The 20,854-nt window shown below is 49.3% G+C and carries 16 protein-coding genes; 15 read left to right on the forward strand and 1 reads right to left on the reverse strand.

Annotation, left to right across the window (positions count from 1 at the left end):
* Positions 1–279 precede the first annotated feature (279 nt).
* The 13 genes from OEV49_12490 (at position 280) to OEV49_12550 (ending at position 16,979) form a co-directional block, all read left to right on the forward strand.
* The gene (locus OEV49_12490) at positions 280–1,539 is read left to right on the forward strand and encodes a cytochrome c3 family protein (protein MDH3891893.1); all 1,260 of its coding nucleotides are present in this window, start codon (positions 280–282) and stop codon (positions 1,537–1,539) included.
* Positions 1,539–2,078, forward strand: a complete 540-nt coding sequence (locus OEV49_12495; protein MDH3891894.1) for a tetratricopeptide repeat protein — start codon at positions 1,539–1,541, stop codon at positions 2,076–2,078. The genes OEV49_12490 and OEV49_12495 overlap by 1 nt, the downstream gene beginning before the upstream one ends.
* Before the next feature lie 44 nt (positions 2,079–2,122).
* The gene (locus tag OEV49_12500; protein MDH3891895.1) at positions 2,123–3,196 is read left to right on the forward strand and encodes a redoxin domain-containing protein; all 1,074 of its coding nucleotides are present in this window, start codon (positions 2,123–2,125) and stop codon (positions 3,194–3,196) included.
* A gap of 18 nt (positions 3,197–3,214) precedes the next feature.
* Positions 3,215–4,150, forward strand: coding sequence for a hypothetical protein (locus tag OEV49_12505; protein MDH3891896.1), 936 nt, complete (start codon positions 3,215–3,217; stop codon positions 4,148–4,150).
* 31 nt (positions 4,151–4,181) lie between these two features.
* The gene (locus OEV49_12510; GenBank protein MDH3891897.1) at positions 4,182–5,465 is read left to right on the forward strand and encodes a hypothetical protein; all 1,284 of its coding nucleotides are present in this window, start codon (positions 4,182–4,184) and stop codon (positions 5,463–5,465) included.
* A gap of 832 nt (positions 5,466–6,297) precedes the next feature.
* Positions 6,298–7,899, forward strand: a complete 1,602-nt coding sequence (locus OEV49_12515) for a hypothetical protein (protein ID MDH3891898.1) — start codon at positions 6,298–6,300, stop codon at positions 7,897–7,899.
* Between the two features lie 79 nt (positions 7,900–7,978).
* Positions 7,979–9,181: a hypothetical protein gene (locus OEV49_12520; GenBank protein ID MDH3891899.1), complete on the forward strand. Its 1,203-nt coding sequence runs from the start codon at positions 7,979–7,981 to the stop codon at positions 9,179–9,181.
* Positions 9,182–9,290: 109 nt separating this feature from the next.
* Positions 9,291–10,385, forward strand: a complete 1,095-nt coding sequence (locus OEV49_12525; GenBank protein MDH3891900.1) for a cytochrome c3 family protein — start codon at positions 9,291–9,293, stop codon at positions 10,383–10,385.
* On the forward strand, positions 10,382–11,413 hold the full coding sequence (locus tag OEV49_12530) for a 6-bladed beta-propeller (GenBank protein ID MDH3891901.1): 1,032 nt from the start codon (positions 10,382–10,384) through the stop codon (positions 11,411–11,413). The genes OEV49_12525 and OEV49_12530 overlap by 4 nt, the downstream gene beginning before the upstream one ends.
* A gap of 10 nt (positions 11,414–11,423) precedes the next feature.
* On the forward strand, positions 11,424–12,098 hold the full coding sequence (locus tag OEV49_12535) for a cytochrome c3 family protein (protein MDH3891902.1): 675 nt from the start codon (positions 11,424–11,426) through the stop codon (positions 12,096–12,098).
* Positions 12,099–12,109: 11 nt separating this feature from the next.
* A complete protein-coding gene (locus OEV49_12540) occupies positions 12,110–14,251 on the forward strand; it encodes a hypothetical protein (GenBank protein ID MDH3891903.1) in 2,142 nt (713 codons plus the stop codon).
* 9 nt (positions 14,252–14,260) lie between these two features.
* Positions 14,261–15,256, forward strand: a complete 996-nt coding sequence (locus tag OEV49_12545) for a hypothetical protein (protein MDH3891904.1) — start codon at positions 14,261–14,263, stop codon at positions 15,254–15,256.
* A 658-nt stretch (positions 15,257–15,914) separates the two neighbouring features.
* Complete coding sequence (locus OEV49_12550) at positions 15,915–16,979, forward strand: hypothetical protein (protein MDH3891905.1); 1,065 nt, start codon at positions 15,915–15,917, stop codon at positions 16,977–16,979.
* A 219-nt stretch (positions 16,980–17,198) separates the two neighbouring features.
* Here the strand turns inward: OEV49_12550 and OEV49_12555 are convergent, their stop codons facing one another.
* A complete protein-coding gene (locus OEV49_12555; protein ID MDH3891906.1) occupies positions 17,199–17,762 on the reverse strand; it encodes a hypothetical protein in 564 nt (187 codons plus the stop codon).
* A gap of 825 nt (positions 17,763–18,587) precedes the next feature.
* Between OEV49_12555 and OEV49_12560 the strand changes: the two genes are divergently transcribed.
* Both OEV49_12560 and OEV49_12565 read left to right on the forward strand, forming a co-directional pair.
* Positions 18,588–20,126: a T9SS type A sorting domain-containing protein gene (locus OEV49_12560; GenBank protein MDH3891907.1), complete on the forward strand. Its 1,539-nt coding sequence runs from the start codon at positions 18,588–18,590 to the stop codon at positions 20,124–20,126.
* A 10-nt stretch (positions 20,127–20,136) separates the two neighbouring features.
* Complete coding sequence (locus OEV49_12565; protein ID MDH3891908.1) at positions 20,137–20,844, forward strand: cytochrome c3 family protein; 708 nt, start codon at positions 20,137–20,139, stop codon at positions 20,842–20,844.
* Positions 20,845–20,854: the final 10 nt, after the last annotated feature.

Below are 20,854 nucleotides of genomic sequence, written 5' to 3' on the forward strand. Positions count from 1 at the left end.
GAATGGCTTCATAGTTTCCTGTCCAATACGAAGCTTTGGCGCCTGTCTGCCGAAAGTAGAAGAGTGGATATGTTGTTGCATAATGAATGAAGTTTACCCGTTGATGTGTGATCGTTAGGACTGCAATCCGTAGCTGTAACGGGATTTAATCGACCCCCGATGGTCTTGACAAAAGACATCAAGGAGTTATCATCCGGCCAAAAGATGCCGGTCGTACTTGACAGGTGTATAAGGATAATGTAATACTGTTATAGAGATCGTCGATGATCGAGGCATGAGATGATGAATAAGATAAAGACAGTTGCTCTGACAACCCTGACGCTCCTCGCTTTTGTGGGGACGCTTAAGGCACAAACCGACGCCGGCTGTGTAACCTCCGAGTGCCACGCCGAGATCGGAACCAAGGAATTCGTGCATGGACCGGTAGGAGCCACAATCTGTACCGTTTGCCATGTTAAGCAGGGGGGTAAAGACCACAAGTTCAAACTCTACCTGGAGAAAGAAGAACTCTGCCTGGCCTGCCATGAGGCCAAGCGAGACATGATGCTGGAAGAGCACCTTCACACGCCACTGGTTGAGGGTAACTGCGTCGGTTGTCACGACCCACACCAGAGTGACCACCGTTACACGCTGAAAGGTCGCGCCGCCGACCTCTGCTTTCAATGTCATGACCGCGCCAAGTTTACCGATGAACATGTGCACGGACCGGTAGCCGAGGGAGATTGCAATATCTGCCACAACCCCCACGCCTCACCCTATGAACAACAGTTGGTCGATCCGCCGGATCAGATTTGTTACCGATGTCACGCTGAAAAAATCGAGGAGATGCAAAAACGACATGTCCATCCTCCGGCCGCCGAAAAATGTATCAACTGCCACGATCCGCATGCCGGCCCCGAGAAGAGTATGTTGGGCCAACTCATGCCGGACTTGTGCTTTGGCTGTCACGGTGAAGTCGGTATCGAGGACGTGCCGCACCCGCCGGTGGCCCAGGGTCAGTGCGAATCATGCCACGACCCGCACTCCTCGGATAACCCTCGTCTGTTCCTGAAGCCCGGAACCGAACTCTGTTTTTCGTGCCACACCGACCTGGGACAATATGTGGCCGACCAGAGCTATCTGCACGGACCGGTCAAACAGGGAGACTGCAACGCCTGCCACGACCCGCACGGCAGTGATCACAGTCGTATCCTCAAGAAGTTTTTCCCCAAAGAGTTTTACATGCCGTACCAGACTGAGAACTATGCCCTCTGTTTCGAGTGTCACAACAAAACCGTAGCCCTGGACCCCAAGACCAAAAAGTTGACGGATTTCCGTGACGGCGAACGTAACCTGCACTTCGTCCATGTCAACAAAGATCCCAAGGGTCGCAGTTGCCGGTCATGCCATCAGGTCCACGCCACTGACCAACACAAACATATCAGGCGGTCCGTGCCGTTCGGTTCTATGGCTTGGGACCTGCCGGTAAAATACACCAAACTTGAGGATGGCGGCCGATGCGAGGTTGGCTGTCATGCTGTTAAGGAGTATCACCGTTGATGAACCGTTCAGTCGGTATCTGTATCATGTTTTTGGCGCTTCTGCTTGCGGCCGCTTTGCCCAAGAATACGAACGCCCAGGATGCCTCTGCCTCGGACGCCCGTGAAATCAAGAAACAGGTGCGCAAAATGCTGAAGAGTGGTACGGACTTTTTCGACGAAGGACTGGTCGACTCCGCCACAGCTCAGTTCCAGGGCGTCCTTGCGCTGGATTCGGTCAATCCTGATGCCTTTTACTACCTCGCCCGCGTAACTCTCACCCATGGTGACAGCGCGGCCACCCTGGCCGATCTGAAAGAGGCCGTGGTTAAAGCGCCGCGCTCGTTTCGACTCAAGCGGTTTCTCGCCCGAATGCACCTGGCCCTGAACGAGCCGGCCGAGGCGCAGAAACTGGCCGAAGAGGTGTTGATGATCCGTCAGCGAGACGGCGAGGCTCTCTATCTGAAAGGTTGCGCCCTGCTTATGGCCGGAGATTCCGCACAGGCGGTCCAGATACTGGGGCAGGCCCTGGAGATCACCGAAGCCAGGGGCAAGAAATAATGACGTTTTGGTGTTCCAGGACAGGCCGATGGTCTCTATTAATTATGCTGGCCCTTATCTGTCTGTTTACGGCCCCGGCTGCCGCCGCCTTTCGCCATCTTACCGAGGGCATGGATGCACCCGACTTCACCGGCAAGGATATCACCAGCGGCCAGAAAATAGAATTCAGCCGACTGATCAAAAGCAACCTGGTAATCGTGGTTTTCTGGTCGACCTGGTCGCCCCGTTCGCTGCAGCAACTTACCGACCTGAAGGCTGTCCTGGCCAAGTATGAGGGCCATCCTGTCAAAGTTGTGGCCGTCAACGTCAACGCTCCCAAACTAACTCCCGCCTCCCGCGCCTTAATCGAAAAAACTGTCGTCGATCTGAACCTGCCCTTTGACGTTATCATTGATGACGGCCTCAAGATATTCTACAGTTATGGTGTGATCGCGGTACCCTCAACCGCCGTGGTCGATACATCCGGCGCTATACGCTATGGTCCCAGCGGCTACTCGCTGGCCACCAGGGACATTATAGTCGATTCTATTGAGATGTTTCTGGGACTCAGCCAACCTGACACGGTCATTACTTTCTTCCGTCGCTACCGCCCCACCCGGCGAGCCACCCGCTACTATAATATGGCTGTTAATCTCAAACAGCGCGGGATGTTCGAACGGGCTCTGTCCAGCCTGGACTCGGCTCAAGTGTCCGACGCCAATTTTGCTGCCGTGCATTCTCTGCGCGGTCAGATTTATCTTCACCTGGACAAACTGCCCGAGGCTGCAGAAGCCTTCGAAGCCTCAATCCAACTCGATAGCGCTTCGGTCCCCACCTGGGCCGGTTGGGGACAGGCCCTGTTGAAATCAGGCCAGATCGAGGCGGCCAAGGAAAAACTAAACATGTCGCTATCTATTGAGGATACGTACACACCGGCTCTGATGGATCTGGGTCTGTGCTGGGCTGAGACTGACAGCCTGGATCATGCTATCGAGAATCTCGAAAGAGCGGCCGAGCTGAATCAGATGGACCCGCAGATTCACTATTACCTGGGTCGGCTCTACCAAAAAGCCGGGGACTCAGCCAAGACGATTCAATCATACGTGAAAGCGTTATCAATTCATTATCCGGGCGAGTAATCAAGGAGATGTACTGATATGGTACTCAGAAGAAATGCTGCAATGAATGACCTAAGTGACACCCGATCAAAAGGCAGGGTAGCCTGGACTTTTCAGGCCTTGATGTTTGGTCTTTTGTTGCTGGCTGCGGCTGGGGTTGTCGCCGATCCAACTGATCGCGGACTGGCCCCCCACGATACAACTAAAGCCAATCCTCCCCAAATCGGCGCTTACCACGGACACCCTACGCCCACAGGACAAAAACTCAACTACGATTCCCTCTTTCGCAATGCAACCTCGTTCCGAGTAGCACCCAAAGCTCAGGCTCTCATCGACAATGTCATGCTCAGGTATGGAGGCCGCTCAGAGCTTTCGAAACTGACTTCCCTCGCCCTTGAGTACGCACCTGAAGATGGTGCAGGCACAGGTGTAAAGGTTACCAAGGTGTGGAGTTCCGATCGTCGTCTGAAGTACTCCAAGCTCGCAGTCCAGCCTGTTTCACGGTTCCTGAACGGCCAGGAATGTTGGCTGATCGTCAAGGGGCAGGTCCAGCCCGCTTCGACGCAACGCTACGTTGCGGAGTTGTACAGCTACCTGGTTCTCGCATTGCCGCTGGCAATCGAGCAGGAGTCCTTTAACGGGACCAGGCACGGCCTACGAGATGACGATTCTCTTGAATATCTCTATCTGCTTAAAACGGACAGCCTCATGATTGTCCTCGGAGTTGATACTGACGAGCACCTAATCAAGTCGGCCGAAGGAGTCGTTTACGGCGAAGGCAGCAGAACGATCTTCAAGAATCTGTTTTCAGATTTCAGAGAAGTCCAGGGCTATACTTTCCCCCACCGGATACACAATTTCTCAATGGGTTTGGATATGGGAGCGCTCATCTTGAAAGATGTCCAGATCAATCCCACTTTGCCGGAGAACCTGTTCCGGCCGAACAAGAAAATAGAGGCAGCTCATCCGCACTAGGCAAAACTCGATGACGTGATAGTCGCTGACCATGTCTGTTTCCACAAACACCCACCGCAAATGGTGGTTTGCCGTTCTGATTTGCCTGCTTGCGACAATTCCGGTCGAAATCACGCGAGCAGGCAAGAAAGATGACAAAGAGAAAACCTGCCCGGATTGCCACCCCAAGATCCACAAGGAAATGAAGGGGGAATTCAATCACAAGCCTTTTGACAAGCGAAACTGCGAAGCCTGCCACGCCGGCCACGGTTTTCGTAATAATCTGGTTCTTAACGGTTCTGTCATGGAAGTCTGTACTTCCTGCCACGAGACTATCGAAGACCTGCCTCAAGTCGGCTTGCACTACCCTATTCTTCAAGAGAACAGTTGCGTCGAATGCCATGAACCCCACAGCGCCGATAACGAAAAACTGCTCAAAGTGCCGGGGATCGGGGGTTGTTTTGAGTGTCACGACGAGCCTCCTCCGGCGGGCAAAGGTGTTCACCAACCGTATGCCGATTCATCCTGCTTTGACTGCCACAATGCCCACGGCTCGATGTTTGCCGGACTTCTGCAGCTACCGCCCGGGTATATTTGTCTGGGCTGCCACGATGGCGTCCTTGATGGCTTCGGGCCCAACGAGATGCACTCCGGCGACGACCTGAGCTCCTGTGAACGATGCCACGACGGCCATGAGTCACCCCATACCGCACTCCTCAAGAAAGAACCTTATGACCTTTGCCTTAGCTGTCACGAGAGTATAAAAGAGCTGCTGGTCGGCGATGAAATACATGAAGCTCTCGAAGATGACGACTGCCTGATTTGCCACACGGTTCATTTCTCCAGGCATGGCTCGTCACTCACAGACCCACAGAAGGATCTTTGTTCGGGCTGCCACGGTGAGATTGAAGAAGCTATCAGCGCCGAGAACAGCCATGCTGTTCTGGAAGACGAGGACTGCACGCTTTGTCACGATCCCCACTCGGCGAAACTTAGCGATAATCAGGTGGATCTATGCATCGCCTGCCATGATAATGAGGATACTGTTTTTGTGGACAAGCATATCAAACTTGACCCCAAAAACTGTCGCGATTGTCATAATCCTCACGGCTCATCTCGGGCCGTGCTCATAAACGATGACCTGCATGTTCCGTTTGAGGATGGTGAGTGCGAAAGCTGTCATGAGGACGGAATGACACCTTCCGATTTGCGATCGGAGGACATTTGTCTCAACTGTCACGATGTTGAGCCATCGGAAAGCCCTCATAACTCGTTGGAAATGAATAACAAAGCGTGTGTCGATTGTCATTCGCCTCATACAGCACAATTACGATAAGGTTATCTACGTTTCGCCTCTTTACTCCCATCCCGTTCGTAATCATTGAATTATGAATCGAGAGAATATAAATCGACGTTTTTGCCTCTTTCCCGGATCGAGTTAGGGAAAAAAATCACAAGATAATCTGATACAGCAGAACCACGGAGGGCTGTAACGCTTCCCTATGTGGTGATTGTGCACCAACTTATGTCAACTTCACCTAAATTGTCAAATAACCCTCCTTTTTTTCGAGAAAAGGTACTTTTTGTTAAGATTCGACTTGACGAGACAAATGATATCGTTATTTTTGTCACAAGCGTGTCATGAAAAAAGAAAGGACACGGCGGAAATGGAAAGGTCGAGTTACCGAGAAAGTGTTGAACATGGAACTGATGGAGCTTTTTTTTCCAGCAGGCATTGTGATTTTTCTCACAATATGTTCGGTATCTCAAGTACGTCATTTTGTAATCTGGAAAGTTATCGATTGATCGGATAGTCATGAACATCATCGTTTGCAGATATGGAACTTGTCAAGGTCAACTAAGTCGACTCCAGTGGGCAGTCGAGTCACGCTACGACCGGGCGGCCGCTCGGTCCTTATCCTTGAGCTAATAGGAAGAAAGGGAATGAGTTTCCAATACGGACATAGTGGAGTTTGTGATTTCTCTCACAAGAACTCGTACAGAGAGGGTCAATTTTGCCTGCAAAATGTTCCATTGCAACGAATAACGATGAACATGCCGATAATGAACCTACCAGGGTTAGCGGACCACGATTGTGATTGTCCTCACAAGAAGTCCGAGTTATCTTCCAGCGCTGTAGGCGCTGGACCTTCTTTGGAGGGAACAGCATGAAGCTAACAAAAGGTTCATTAAAAGGATTGGAACGCAACATGACAACGAGGACTTGTCGTTTACTGACGGTTGCACTGCTGGTGACACTCATGATGGTGTCGTCGACTTATGCAGCCGGACCAAAACTGGTTGGTGCTTTCTTTGTCAAAGGAAAAGTTGGGTTGAAATGGACGGCTGTCGCAAACGCCTCCGAGTACATCATATATCGCAAGGATGCCAGTAGCGACTTTGCAAAACTGGGAGCCACCGACAAAACAAATTACTTTGACACTCAACTACAGGCTGGGGCTGTTTACACATATAAGATAGCCGCTGTTGTTGACGGCGCCGAGATCGAAGGTTCTACCAAAGATGTCAAGTTGCCGGCTTCGATCGATGCTTTTTCTGCGCCAAGAGGCGTGATGTTGCGGGTAAATGATCGCGGAAACGGAATATCCCTTAGATGGGATAAAGTAAAAGGGGCTATCGCTTACAACGTCCTTCGCTCTTCAACGGCCGGCTCAGGACATGAGTTGGTTGGTAATGTTTCAGAGAACTCATACAACGACAAAGAGAATCTCGTCGGTGGCACTGTCTACTACTATACTGTAATTGCGATGAATGAGGAGTTTGAGGAGAGTGGTCCCTCGGAAGAAGTCACGATGAAGTTCGGACTGTCCGAAGAGGAACTGGCGGAACTGGCCGCCGCCGAATCAACTATTGATCTGGACTCCATCAAACTTGAATTTGTTTTTGAAGTGACAGAGGCGGAAGGCACACCGCTGAAGAATCCTACCAACCTTGATATCAATTCCAAAGGTGATATTTATATCACAGACAAGAATAACCAAAGAGTTGTCTGCACCGACAACAGGGGAAATGTGAAGTTTACCTTTGGAACGGGCATGGAGTCCGATGAGCGGGACGATCCGCCTGAGGGAGCGTTTTTGTCCCCCTTCCAGCTTGCTATAGACACGAAGGACCAAGTCTACGTGGCGGACGTCGTTACAAACAACATACAAGTGTTCACGGCCGATGGTAAATTCATCAAGAGAATCATCGTACCCGTTCAAGGCGAGCAGTCCGGACTCAGAGCAAATGGCCTTGACATTTTTGATGATGGAAGGATTATCTGCTCTGATGTCGGCAACGGGCGGGTTTTGATTATCGACGACAACGGCAATATCCTCAAAGAGTTTAATTCCGGTGAAACATTTCTCGCTCATTACCCCAACGGCGTTAAGATAGTCGATGGTAACAGCTTTGTTCACACCAATCCGGTTATTGGCGAGATCATTGTCTCAAATCTTAACGGTGAAGAACAAATGCGTTTTGGCGGAATGGGTACAAACATCGGCGTGTTTGGCCGTGCGGTTGCTGTGGCTGTCTCAGAAGACGGCATGTACTGGATCTCAGACGCTATGGGTAGCAATGTTCAAGCCTTCAACAAAGAAGGTGAAGTGAAGATCGTTATACCGACCAACTTTTTCTCAGAAGAGAAACTACAGATTGCCGGACCGCGCGGAATTCTCGTTCAGGACGGCATGCTATATATAGTAAGTGAAAGAAGCCATAAGTTGTTGGCCTTCACCTATCAGATAACAGTTACGGAAGATTGAGAGATTAACAAGTGAGAAACATAGATTTTTCTCAAAACCCACACCATAATAACTTTTCTACTCCTGGAGGTATGAAAGGATGAAGACTGTATTAACCCTCGTTATCGGTGCCGCTCTGTTGGCGTTACCAATGGCGGCAATTGCTGGAGTCGATGGCGGCGACCACGATCTGGTCGACGGTACTGGTACTACCAACGACGTTTCAGCACTAACCAATCTTGACTTGTGTACATCATGTCACTTGCCGCATAATGCGGAAGCCGGCGCAGCCCGGTTATGGGCGCAGGCCGTCGGTAGTGCTGCTGGTGTTGCGGGTCTGTGTCAATCCTGCCACGATGGTACGGTTGCTGCGGAACAAATCACAACCGGTTCGCAGCCTTTTGACAACCATTTGCATTATGGAACGTTGGTTGCAGACTATGCTTCCTGCTCCGGTGCCGGAACTTCCTGCCATGACGTTCACACCCAGAATGCTGACGGTACTGGCAAATTCCTGACCACTGCCGCTGCTTCTACCGGTCAATGTGCCGATTGTCATAATGGTGTTGCCCATACCAACTTCACCCTGGCTGACAAGTTCCTGCAGACCGAAAACCATCCCCAGGATGGATCCTTCGGCTGTGGTGACTGTCACTCGATCTCTGTAGTCCACGGTACTGGTACTGTTGTGACTCAGAGTGGTAGTGTTGAGCCCGTTGCCGGTCAATGGTTGCTTCCGATCGACAACAACACTGCCAACGCCTGGGGTGGCGTCTGTGTCGCTTGCCATGAAACCAATACCGCTCCTTACACCGGTACAGTGACTACCGAAGGCTACACTCTTGCCACTTTCAAGAACTCAAGCCCGGCCTCCCTGCTTGGAAGGCACGTAACTGACGGTTCCGGCCCCAATCATACTCAGACTCTGGGTGGTTGCGATGACTGCCACTTTGTCCACAGTATGCCTGGTGGTGGTGGAATCGAGATGCTGCAGAAGGTTGACAATACCGACTCAGATGGCTGTGTGGATTGTCACTCTAACGTAGCCAATGCTCCTATCTTTGGCGCAAACAGTCACCCTGTCGATGCAGATCCTTCTTTCACTTTCCCAGCGGCATTCCCGCTTAGTGATGAGATCGACGATGCCAATCACGGCGATGCCAACGATTATGGCTCGGCCGTTTCACAGATCGTTTGTGAGAGCTGTCACTCGGTTCACAGAGATGGTGTAGCGACAACGCAGTTCCTGAGAGCGAACAATGACAATGATGCTGTTTGTTCAGCATGTCATACTGCTAACTAAGCTATAGCGATTAGCTTAGAATTGTTTTTGGGCAGAGTCCGGGTTATGACCCTGGCCCTGCCCTTTTTTTCTTTGAGAACTGAGACAAAGAGAATTGATTTGAGTTGCTTTGAACTACTTGGTACTAACAACAATCGTTTGTCTTAGCCTGGGCAGCATGTCTGCGGCTTCGCCGGACCTGGAGATTCTTGTTCCGGATAGTCGAGTGTGTGTAAATCATGGCCATGTCATGATAGTCGGCAAGACGGAAGCAACGATTGTTGATATCATCCTGGACGCAGCAAGCTATGCCAGCATCCCGGTAATCGACAGTTTCTTCCATAAGCAGGTTGAGTTTGGTTATGGTCTGCACGAAATAAAAATTATCCCTGTCTACTCAGGCATATCCACATCAATAACAGATACTGCAACGATCGAAGTTATATATGCCCCGAAAGTAAATTTCGAGTTCAAGACATTATATCCTGATTATTGGTTCCACATCCGGGAGCTCGACCCCGTGTGCCTGGACTGCCACGATGTAAACTATGCTGATTTGGATAAGGTTGAAGGTACAGAATCCTGTTTGAGCTGCCATGTATCTTTGAGAGACAATTTCATCAAGCATACCAAAGGTGAGGACGAGACATGCTTTTTGTGCCATGACCTTGGTGCGGACCTGGTAGCCGTAATTGACGAACAAACCGAATCAAAGAACCCTTGCTTCAAGTGTCACCAGGACAAGATAAAGTCCTTTGACCAGGAATATGTCCATGGTCCGGTAGCCGGAGGAAGTTGTCTTATCTGCCATGCGAGTCATGGGTCCGATAATGAGCATCTGCTCAATCTACCGGAGGATATGTTGTGCTTTGAGTGTCACAGTGATGTTGAAAAACAGGTGAAGGCTTTGGTTGTCCACCAGCCGTTTATTGAAGGTAAGTGCGGCGAATGTCATGATCCTCATTCAACCAATAATGAGTGGATATTGAAAGTGAAATCTGAAGCGGTTTGCCTATCCTGCCATGATCCCGAGGGTGATCTAAAAGAACATGAACATCCATTTGCCGTGAAACCAAAGAGGAAACTGCAGAACCACCTGGAATTGACATCAGACGGCCGACTGGAATGCCTTACCTGTCACAACGCGCACTCTTCCGACCAAACACACATGGTCAAGTCAGATAGCAACCTCATCTGCTTAGGTTGTCACATGGATTTGTTATGAGACATGTCAAATCAATATGTTTGGTGTTCGCTCTATCAGCTTTATTGCTGGGCAGCTGTGGTAAGCCGCCGACGCCGGTGGAGGAAATATACTGGCCCAAGGCTCCTCAGACTCCAAAGATCAAGTATGTAAAGACAATCTACGGCAATGAGAGCCTGAAAAGATCGTTTTGGGGTGGTATCAGAGATTTCTTCTTCGGCAAAGGTGACCGGCATTCCATGGGAAAGCCATACGGCGTTACCTACGACGGCCGATCAAAACTCTTCATTGCCGATACTGCCAAGAAGGGAATACTGGTTCTCGACCTTGATCGGGGTACCTCGAAGTTTTTCAATTCATTGGGGAGCCAGGGCTATCTGGCCGAACCGGTCTATATCAAACTCGATAGAGACGGGCTGATCTATGTGAGCGACACAAAACTGAAGAGAGTCGTGGTCTTCACGCCGGTTTATGAGTTTTCGCATTACATTGGCTCACACGATGATTTCCAAGGACCGGTGGGTATTGCTTTTTCGAGAAATGAAGATAGGATATTCATTGTGGATTCTCAGGGGCATAAGGTAAAGATATTCACTAAGGACGGCAGCTTGGTGGATGAATTTGGCCACCGAGGGGATAAACTGGGCGAGTTTCACTATCCCTTGACTGTTGCAACAAATAACGGCGATTCGGTCTACATTGTGGACTCTTTTCATTCCTCCGTCCAAGTGTTTGATATTGACGGGACGTTCTTGTTCAGTTTTGGATCGTCAGAGAGTCATCCCGGGCCAATGGCTCGTCCGAGAGATATTGCTATCGATTCTGACAACAATATTTATATTACCGATGCAATCAGAAACGCCGTGCACATTTATGATAATACCGGCAGGGTATTGTTGAGATTTGGACAAGGTGGTGTCAATGCCGGTGAATTCAGACTTCCAGCCGGTATTTCAATTGATGATGACGATTACATATATATAGGCGATTCAATAAACAAGAGAGTCCAGGTTCTTAGATACCTGGGACAGGAAACCTCTGACAACTGAGGACTGTGCCATGAAAAATCTCATAATCTTACTGACAATCGCGAGCATAGCAATATTGAGCAGTCTTTCTCTTGCCGGCGTTCGAGAGACCAAGCACAATTTCACATCACAGACCTATAGCCCCGGCGCATTTTTCTACAGTACTACCCGGCCGTGCTCGTTCTGTCATACCGCTCACAACGCCGATCCTACCGATCCGGCGCCACTTTGGAATCATGAAAACTCAGGCCAAACCTATGACATGTACAACTCCAATTCCATGAACATGTCACGAACTCCCCAACCAAACAACGGATCGCTGGTTTGCCTTTCGTGCCACGACGGGACAATTGCCATTAACTCTCTTGCCAACGTACCTGGACCGCAGGGCGCCGGCAACTATGGATCGCCTGGCGGGTCGGCGCTTGACGGCGCCGGCAAATTGACGGCAGCTTCCGATTCATACATCGGCACAGATTTGCAGGACGACCATCCCGTTGGCATCATCTATGATGACACTCAAGATGCAGAACAGGGCTTCGAGCCAAAGACAGGAAACTCTCTCCTATACCCCGATAAGCTCCTGTATGATGGGATCTATGTGGAGTGCAGTTCTTGTCATGACCCTCATGATAATAGCAACGGTTCTTTCCTGGTAGAGTCCAATGCCAACTCTGCCCTGTGTGATCGGTGTCATAACAAGTAGTAAGAGTTCTCTTGAAAGTAATCGACCACACATATTTCCGGGCGATTTCGTTTCTCCTGCTGCTGTTATGTGCGGACATTAAGGCACAAGACCTAATTGATGGTTTGATTGGAGTTGACTTTTTCGCCATTAACTCCTCCAGTGAATCACACCAAAGCAGTTACCCGGCGGTCGATGCAACCCGTTTGATGTCAAACCACTTTGTGAGCTTTGCCAATCGCGGGAATGTCATAAGCGAGCACTTCGCCAATTACTCCCTTTATACAAAGCTGAGAGGTTCATTTACCGCCATGAACGGGAGGGATGTAGATCAGAGTTCCTATGTATCTCCGGACATAAATACTCTCAATGGCAACATTTCCTTTTTCCCCAGACGCTCATACAGTCTGAATTTGTTCTATCTCAAGATGAAAGATGTAGCCCTAAGGTATAGTAAAACCAACCGCTCAAAGACGGAACTCCTGGTTCCCGGCCTTGCAGCTTTACAGAAATACCGGCAGGATGGCACCGAGTACGGAGCATTTCTTTCAAGCATTCTATTTAAGGGAGCGACGGTAAGAGCAAGCCATAGTGAGAAATCGACTCAGAATTCTTATGACTACGATTTTAGTGAAGACAAGAATATTGCCGTTACTACCCTCGAGCTTGAAGGTGATATTTTCACCAATACGGCGCAAGTTACGTTTTCGAACAGCATTGATGACGACTCTGTGAGAATCGTCAGTGGAACAATCAATGAAATCATCCCTCCCGGCATCACCACTACCTTCGTTTTTGATTCGGGTTTTCATTTTATTGATATCATCCCTATGCATATTTACAATCAGACGTCACTGACTCTCAATGTAAATCGAGAAAAACGTTATCTGGTCAATATTGAAGTCGAGAAATTCCCGATCCAAAGCGAAAACTTTAGTGAAGATACTGAATCCAATCTCTTCTTCGATTATCTGGGCAAGGACCTGACGCTAAATGCAAGTTATGTTCGCCAGGATGGTCTCAGGAAGAACACCGGCGCCAGACAGTTGGACAACATTATTAAGAACGCTCTGAGATATGACCTTACCAGGAAAATCAGTCTGGCTGTAAACACTGAAAAGAGTGACAGAGTAAGCTCGAAGATCAATAAGAACGATCAGACCGCGGATGAGTTCAAGAATACCTCAACACTTTCTTTTACACAGAAAAGGGGCCTTCTCGGGAGTTTTGCCCATCAGTATGGAAAAGTTACTAATGTCAATCCAGACGGAGTGGTAGACATTACCACCGATGCAAAATACATCCCAAGAATCTCTCTGCCATCAAGAAGATTCAAGCACAATATGGCTCTCAGTGGTGAGCTGAGTTTTCGAGACCAGGCCGGTGGTACAGTCAGCAACACTACAAACAAGAATATCACGCTTCTGAATACAATGGAGATATTCCGCAAGAAGATCAAGTGGGTACCGACCTCTACAGTGAAAATCGACTCAAGACACAAGGTTGAGGACACCCTTGACACCAAAACTAATGAACTGAACATTAGCTCAAGCCTCGAAGGCAGTCGACTGGCCACTCAACTGCTGGGAGATGTTTCATCCAAGCTCATCCATTCGTACCTTCGGACCGTAACAGATTCGGACCCGAAGAGCAATTCAACCATTGGATGGGAGATGATGCTCCAGAAAAAAATCTCTGAGGACCAATCGATCTCTTTTCGCACAGCTCATTCCTGGAAGTTTGCAAGTGATGTTACCGTTGAAATGGTTGACTCGGTTACACAAACTCCGACCATGGTGAAAGTCCCAACGCCAACACAGTATCAGAACTCAAGTTCAATCGGATATAGTTCAACCAAGTATGAGGATGTTGCTTTTTCCACCATCATAACGGTGTCAAATGCCCCTGGTTCCAAAACATATCTGGGGTCAGCATCAGTTGAAGCCTACATCCCGTATATCAGATTCCCTTTTTCCACAGAAGTCTCCAAACAATACAGGAGTTTGGATGGAATGCCTCTACAGACATCTTTCAAGATGGAATCTCTGGTTGCGTTTAAGTACAATCAGATGAACCTGAAAATCACACATCTCTATACGTCGGAAAAACTTGTGCTTGACACCTATAGGTCGTGGGAGTTGTCTATAAGCCTAACGCGGACCTTTGGCATATAGTAAGTAGCTATGATTAGATATTCTTCCATGCTGTTTGTTGGTATCTTACTTGTTGCGCTAACGATACCAATCAATGCGATTGCCGGTAAACTGGTTTGGCCACCTCATCCCGATGAGCCAAGAATCGAGTATGTCGGGGAGATTCTCTGCAAAGACCTTCGCGCTGGAAGCGGCTTCTTCTCCAAGATAACGAACTTTCTCAGCGGCAAAAACCAAGATGATCTTATCAGATTGCCGTATGATGTCATCGTCGTAAAGGATAAGATGTACCTTACCTGTCAGGGAATTCCAGCCCTAATTGAAGTGGATCTGTCCGATAACAGCTTTAGTAAGCATCACAACAAGAAGAACCCTTTTGGTTTCCCACTTTGCTTATGTCTTGGAAATGATGGAACTATATTCATTACTGACGGCGAAACCAGGTCCGTTTACGAGTTTGCGGATGGAGAAGTCCGTCCTTTCATCACCGATGGGCTATCCAGACCAACTGGCATATCGGCCAACGTTGAAAAAGAGAGGCTATATATAGTTGATACCGGTGATCATGATTTGAAGATATTTGATTTTGATGGAGAGTTGATTAGGACTGTTTCGGAGCATCTGACTACGGAAGATAAGTTTCATTTCCCTACTCATGTTTCAACTACGATCGGCAATAATATTCTCGTGACCGATGCTCTAAACTACAAGATCAAGAGGTTTGATTCCGATGGACATCTGATTTCATCTTTTGGGGAGGAAGGTGATGGACCCGGGACGTTCTCGCGTCCCAAAGGTGTGGCGTCTGATAGCGAAGGCAATGTCTATGTGATCGACAATCTGTTTGACAATTTGCAGATATTTGATTCTACCGGCCGTTTCTTACTGGTGATAGGATCTGTGGGCAGTCAAACCGGGCAGTTCTACTCCCCCTCAGGAGTTGCAATAACCAATGACACCGTATATATTGCAGATACATATAATGACCGAATTCAAATCCTTCATTTCTTAGGATGTCCAAAATGAGGATTAAGTTAGTCATATCGTTCTTTTGTCTGGTCTCCCTGTTTTCAGTATATGGTGCCTTTGGCGCCGGTACCATCAATGATACGCGGCACAACCTGTCGGTGTCGGGCACAGGTGATATAAAATCACCCACAGAGACTCGTGTTTGTATTTTCTGTCACAGCAGTCACAACGCTTCCACAGAGGGCCCCCTTTGGAATCACAAGACGGCTTCTCAAAAAACATTCCAAACATACCAGCGTTCAACAATGTACAGCAGACCCGAACAGCCGAATGGCTCAACCAAATTGTGTCTCTCCTGTCATGACGGTACGATTGCCGTGGGGGCCGTTCACAATAGAGCTTCTGTCATACCTATGAACAATGTAGGCTCTTCGGGCGAGATACCCGCTACCAGAGAGAGTCACATTGGAACGGACCTAAGTGGTACCCATCCGGTGTCGGTCAAATTTGATCAGCAGGTCGCCCTGTCGAGCAGTCACCTAAAATGGCCAATATCGAATCTGAGTGAGTCAGCCATGGTTGACTATAATGGCTTTGTGCAATGTACATCCTGCCACGATCCACATGATGACTCTAAATCGGTTAAGTATCCATTTTGGAGAGCATCCACTTTCAGCGAGGTCTGTAAGGCTTGTCACGAGTTTTAGGAGAAGAGTTGAAGAACACAATCTACATAATAGCTTTCACAGTTGCCTTTCTTTCAATAGGTAGTTCATTTGCTCACATCGACAATTCTCTGCTTCCCGAAGAATGCGGTTCCTGTCATGCTGGACATGGCCTCAAGGGCGAACCGATGCTGAACCACGCCGAAGAAGAAATGTGCTACCAGTGTCATGGTTCGGAGAGTAACCGAGCCATGATGAAAGCAACCGGAAGACTGGCTCAGCAGGCCGAACTTGCTGATCTGGAGAAGGAATTCAACAAGCTCTATCGTCATCCTGTCAAGCAGGGTACGGGCCATTCGTCGAACGAGAGGTTACCCGGTTTATCCTCATCGTCGGTCAATCATGCAGAATGTGTTGACTGTCACAACCCACACCAGGAGATTGTCGGTGGAGAGAAGAATTACGATGTTCGCGGCTTGAGTCTCTCCAGTCAATATGTCGACAAGGCCAGTGAAGAATACGAGATATGCTTGAAATGCCATGGAACTGACTTTGGTATTAGAAGTACATCCAAGAATTTCACGCAGGTGTTTGCTCTCAACAACCGGTCACAACATCCGGTAACAAAGGACATACAAAACAACAGGTCGGTCAGCCTGCTGATATCATTGGATTTCGAGAGTAGTCTAAAGTGTTCCGACTGCCACAGCAACGACAACAAAGATGGTCCCAAAGGGCCTCATGGCTCAAGACACAAATACTTGCTCAGTGGCAACTACGACACCGATGTGTACAACATCGAAAACAATCATGCTTATGAGTTCTGCTACTCTTGTCACAGCAGAACAAGTATCCTGTCCAATGAAAGTTTCCCGCTACACAGAGAACACATTGTTGGTGATCTCGCCCGGAATCGAAAAGGGACTTCCTGCTATACTTGTCATGCTTCCCACAGCTCCAAGGACAGTGAGTATCTGATAGCCTTTAATCCGGAAGCCGTCACTGCAGACGATGTTTCTCGCAAGGTTGAGTTTGATTCTTTTGATACGAATTCAGGTGCTTGTTATCTGAAATGCCACGATCATTCCCACAGTCCGGGGAGATACGAGAAATAGCATCCTACACGGCGCCCTGTCTTCATCTATCATAGAGACTGGCTAGTGTCCCCAGACTATCTGCCCCATCTCCCTTCTTGAGCAACGGATACCGGTTAGGTCTCACTATAAGAGAGCATGATCGGACTGTTATCTTTGGCTGCGGGGTGCTTGCCTGAAAAGAAGAAGCCATCTCAAATCATGAGATGGCTTCATTAGTTTCACTGTGCTTGCGGTCTCTTACTCTTCCGAATCAACGAGAATAGGTCCCTTGGCAGATTGATGGCTGATATCAACAAATGTCGGTCTCTCGCCCGGATTACCATTTCTCCTGTTGACGATCTGAGAATACTCGATGTTACTCGTCGCGGCAATTACCCTGTAATTGACCATGATAATGACGTCTTCATTCTCAAACACCACCTCGCTAAGAGGTCTGTTGTTGACCTTAAGACCGATGGCCTTGCACTCTGGTGTGTCATAACGATAAATATCAATCAGCACTGCCGACGGATGTATATCGTATATATTCATGAAGTCGGACCATTTCGGAACTTCCGCTTTAACGGCGAGGACTTCTTTTGGTGACATTTTGGCAAGTTGGGCCATAAAGAACACTGTCGGTACTTCTTCGATGGTGACATTGCCGGCGGCGATCCGATCGACATCTTCATAACTGACATCGAAATAATCGCCGACCTTCCTCAGGTATTCGTTGTCGACATTTTCAGCTGACCAGAGAGTACCGGCAGTCATTAGAAGCATGATTGTTATCAAGAGGGTTAAGGGCAGTAGTTTTCGCATACAAACTCCTTTGCTTGTTTGATACCATCAGTCAATTTCAGTCATTTGCGTCAACTAATCTTTCAATTCGGTAGACTGGGAGGTTCAATTGAGATTTTTCGTTGGATAAGCAATGACAGAGGGGGTTTATGTATAAGAATGCAACAGAAAAAGGACCAATCCAGCGAGGATTCTATCGTACACTGCGCAGTATTAAACCACTTCGATGCTCAGGGTAACCACGTCACCCCGGTTCCAGTTGCTTCTGACCCAGGCCTGGATACGGGCAGTATTTGCTTTATTCACCAATGGCTTCACCTGCCTGTTCAAGCGAACGCCGGCGGCTCCAGGATCGGTGCTGGTTGTGACCCCAGCAGACCTTGCCTGAGCCAATACAGGAGACAGCAGCAAGAGCCGCATAGACTGAAATCAAGACTATACTAATGCTCATTCATCCCATAGTCATTTGAGCTTTGACGTGATTTCCACAACCGTACATCAGCAAAAACAGAGACGCAGAAGTAGCAACCGCCCGCTCTGTCGCAACTTGTTCTATTACAACAACTTCACAAATCCTGGCGGCTCGGCGCCGGTTGTGGTCAAGATTCTTTTCACACTCTTGCCGGCGTGATTACACACAACCCCATTTCGGAAGTGGCATACTTTCTTGCAGTCCTTTTGCTGGATTTTTAAGGGTGCGCGAGGCCGGAAGATTACCGATATTACACTTATATGGTGACGAAACCAGTCAAAGAACGTACTTGACTTCCCGCACCTACTTTGTTATCTTTTTCACAAGGTTTCTGCTGTGGATGGATTATAGGAACGCAACAGACAATATAGGTAATGGCAAATAGAGAGATTACAAGACGCTGTTTACATGGACTCTTGCAGGTCGTTCTGCTGGTCGGAGTGTTTGCAGTCGGTGTCGGCGCCTTAAACGTAGACTATGTTGGTTCTATCGAGGAAAGCCTCTATGCGCCAACATCGCTTGAAGTGTTTGATAACGGTCTGGCCGTACTGGAGCCGTTCTCGGACGAAATCAAGCTGTTCACCGTCGACGGTGTGATAACTCAAAAGCTGCATCTAAAGGGCGAACCACATGGTCTGACCCACATTGTCAATAACCGCTTCATGTTTTGTGATCGTAAACAGCAGGCGGTAATTGAGGTTGATCTCGACAACTATTCCGAACAAGTACTCCTCGGGCAATCGGTGTCACTTAACGATCCCGTTGACCTGGTGCAGAACGGTCAGACGCTGTACATACTGGACGCCGGACTGGCCGCGATTCTTGAGATCGGCGCGGCGCTTAAACTGACACGAACGATTCCGTTGGTCGATGACGAGGGCCAACGGCTGGCGTACGCTTCGAGTTTCTGTTTCGATGCACACTTGAAGCGGTTCTATGTTCTGGACCAAATCAACTCACGCATTTCTGCCTTTGACGAAACGGGTGCATTGGTTACCAGCTTTGGGTCGTTCGGTCGAGGCGCGGGTCAGTTTACACGTGGTGGCGAATTGGCTCTTTCCGAAGGCGGTCACATTTTTGTGACCGACCGTTTTCAGGGACGGGTTCTGGTATATGATTCCGATGGTGAATTTGCCGGAGCAATAGGTCCGGTCTCTGCAGGCGAGCCCGGCCTGGCGGTGCCGACCGGTATCGATGTCGATGAAAACGGTTTGCTGTTTGTTGCTTCTACGATGACTCCTTCGATCAATATCTATCATGTCGCGCTCAGTCCGGACATGCACAGACTGGCGGTGGCGCAACCGCAATTTCCGTTGGATGGGGCCCAGTTGAGCGCTGACGAGATAACTATTATCGCCTTTGCCGATATTGTGTCGGACGGTCTGGAGGTGTCCGGGTTTGATTTCCAACTGTTCGATCATCCCGATTCAGGGCAGCCGTTGCTTGAATTGCACGGTGTGGAAGGCGTGTTGCACGACCTCGATTCACTCCAGAGCCAACGACTGATCGCCAACTGGACACCAGACACCCGGCTTGGCAGTGATGTCGATTACTGCTGGCGCGCTCGCACCCAGGGGCGGGATACGGTCGGCGAGTGGTCGGCTTTGCAGTCTTTCCGGTTGAGTTCTCTTCCGACTGAGTTCCGGCTGGATCAAAACTACCCCAACCCGTTCAACTCGGGTACCAGGATCGGCTTCTCGCTTCCGAATCGAAGCAACGTGACCCTCGAAGTGTTCAGCCTGCTGGGGCAACGGGTCGCTGTGGTACACGAGGGCTCACTGCCGGAGGGATACCACGAGGTTACTTGGAATGGTGCAGACGACAACGGTGCATCGGTTGCGACCGGCGTATATTTCTACAGGCTGCGTGCGGCAAACCTTGTGCAAACGAAAAAAATGGTATTGTTGAAATAGGTCCGACGAGATGCAAAAGAACCTGTTGATAATAATTGCGACAGTTGTGTTGGTGTCAGCATCGATGGTGTTCGCCGTAGACGACCCCCACGGCACGACGAATTCCATTTACTGTGAACAGTGTCACATCAATCACAACTCGATGGGCGACATTCTGACTAACGCCACCGACTCACTGGTTGCGACTCTTTGTCTATCGTGTCATACACCGGGTGGCTGGGTACCGATGTCCAAGACCCTGTCGACCAAGCAGCAGGCCGATCCCGGCACGATTGGCACTTCCCACGCCTGGGATGCCCCGGCGGACAATGCCGATCTGGGTGCGTCGCTGCCGACCACTCAGGCGCTGTTGGACCATCTGACCCTGGACGACCGAATCACTTGCGGCACCTGTCACGATCCGCACAGCAACAGTAATTCACCATTTCTCAGGCTGGACAATTCGGCCGATGCGCTTTGTTTGGATTGCCACGCCGGTCGCGACAACAGCGATGTAAAAACGTACACCGGTAATGAGCTATCGCACCCGGTCGGCATAGCCCTGCCTTCAGATGCTGATTTCCACAACCCGCCGTTGGACGTTGATGGGGTGGCGCAGCCAAACGACGGCAATCTTACCAATGACTTTGCGCTCTTAGCCGGCGACGTGGTGAGTTGCACGACTTGCCACGGCGTGCATTACTCAGATTCTAACTCGGGTACGACCGACGGACCATAGAGTATGGATT

Source organism: Candidatus Zixiibacteriota bacterium (assembly GCA_029860345.1).
Taxonomy (GTDB): Bacteria; Zixibacteria; MSB-5A5; order GN15; family FEB-12; genus JAJRTA01.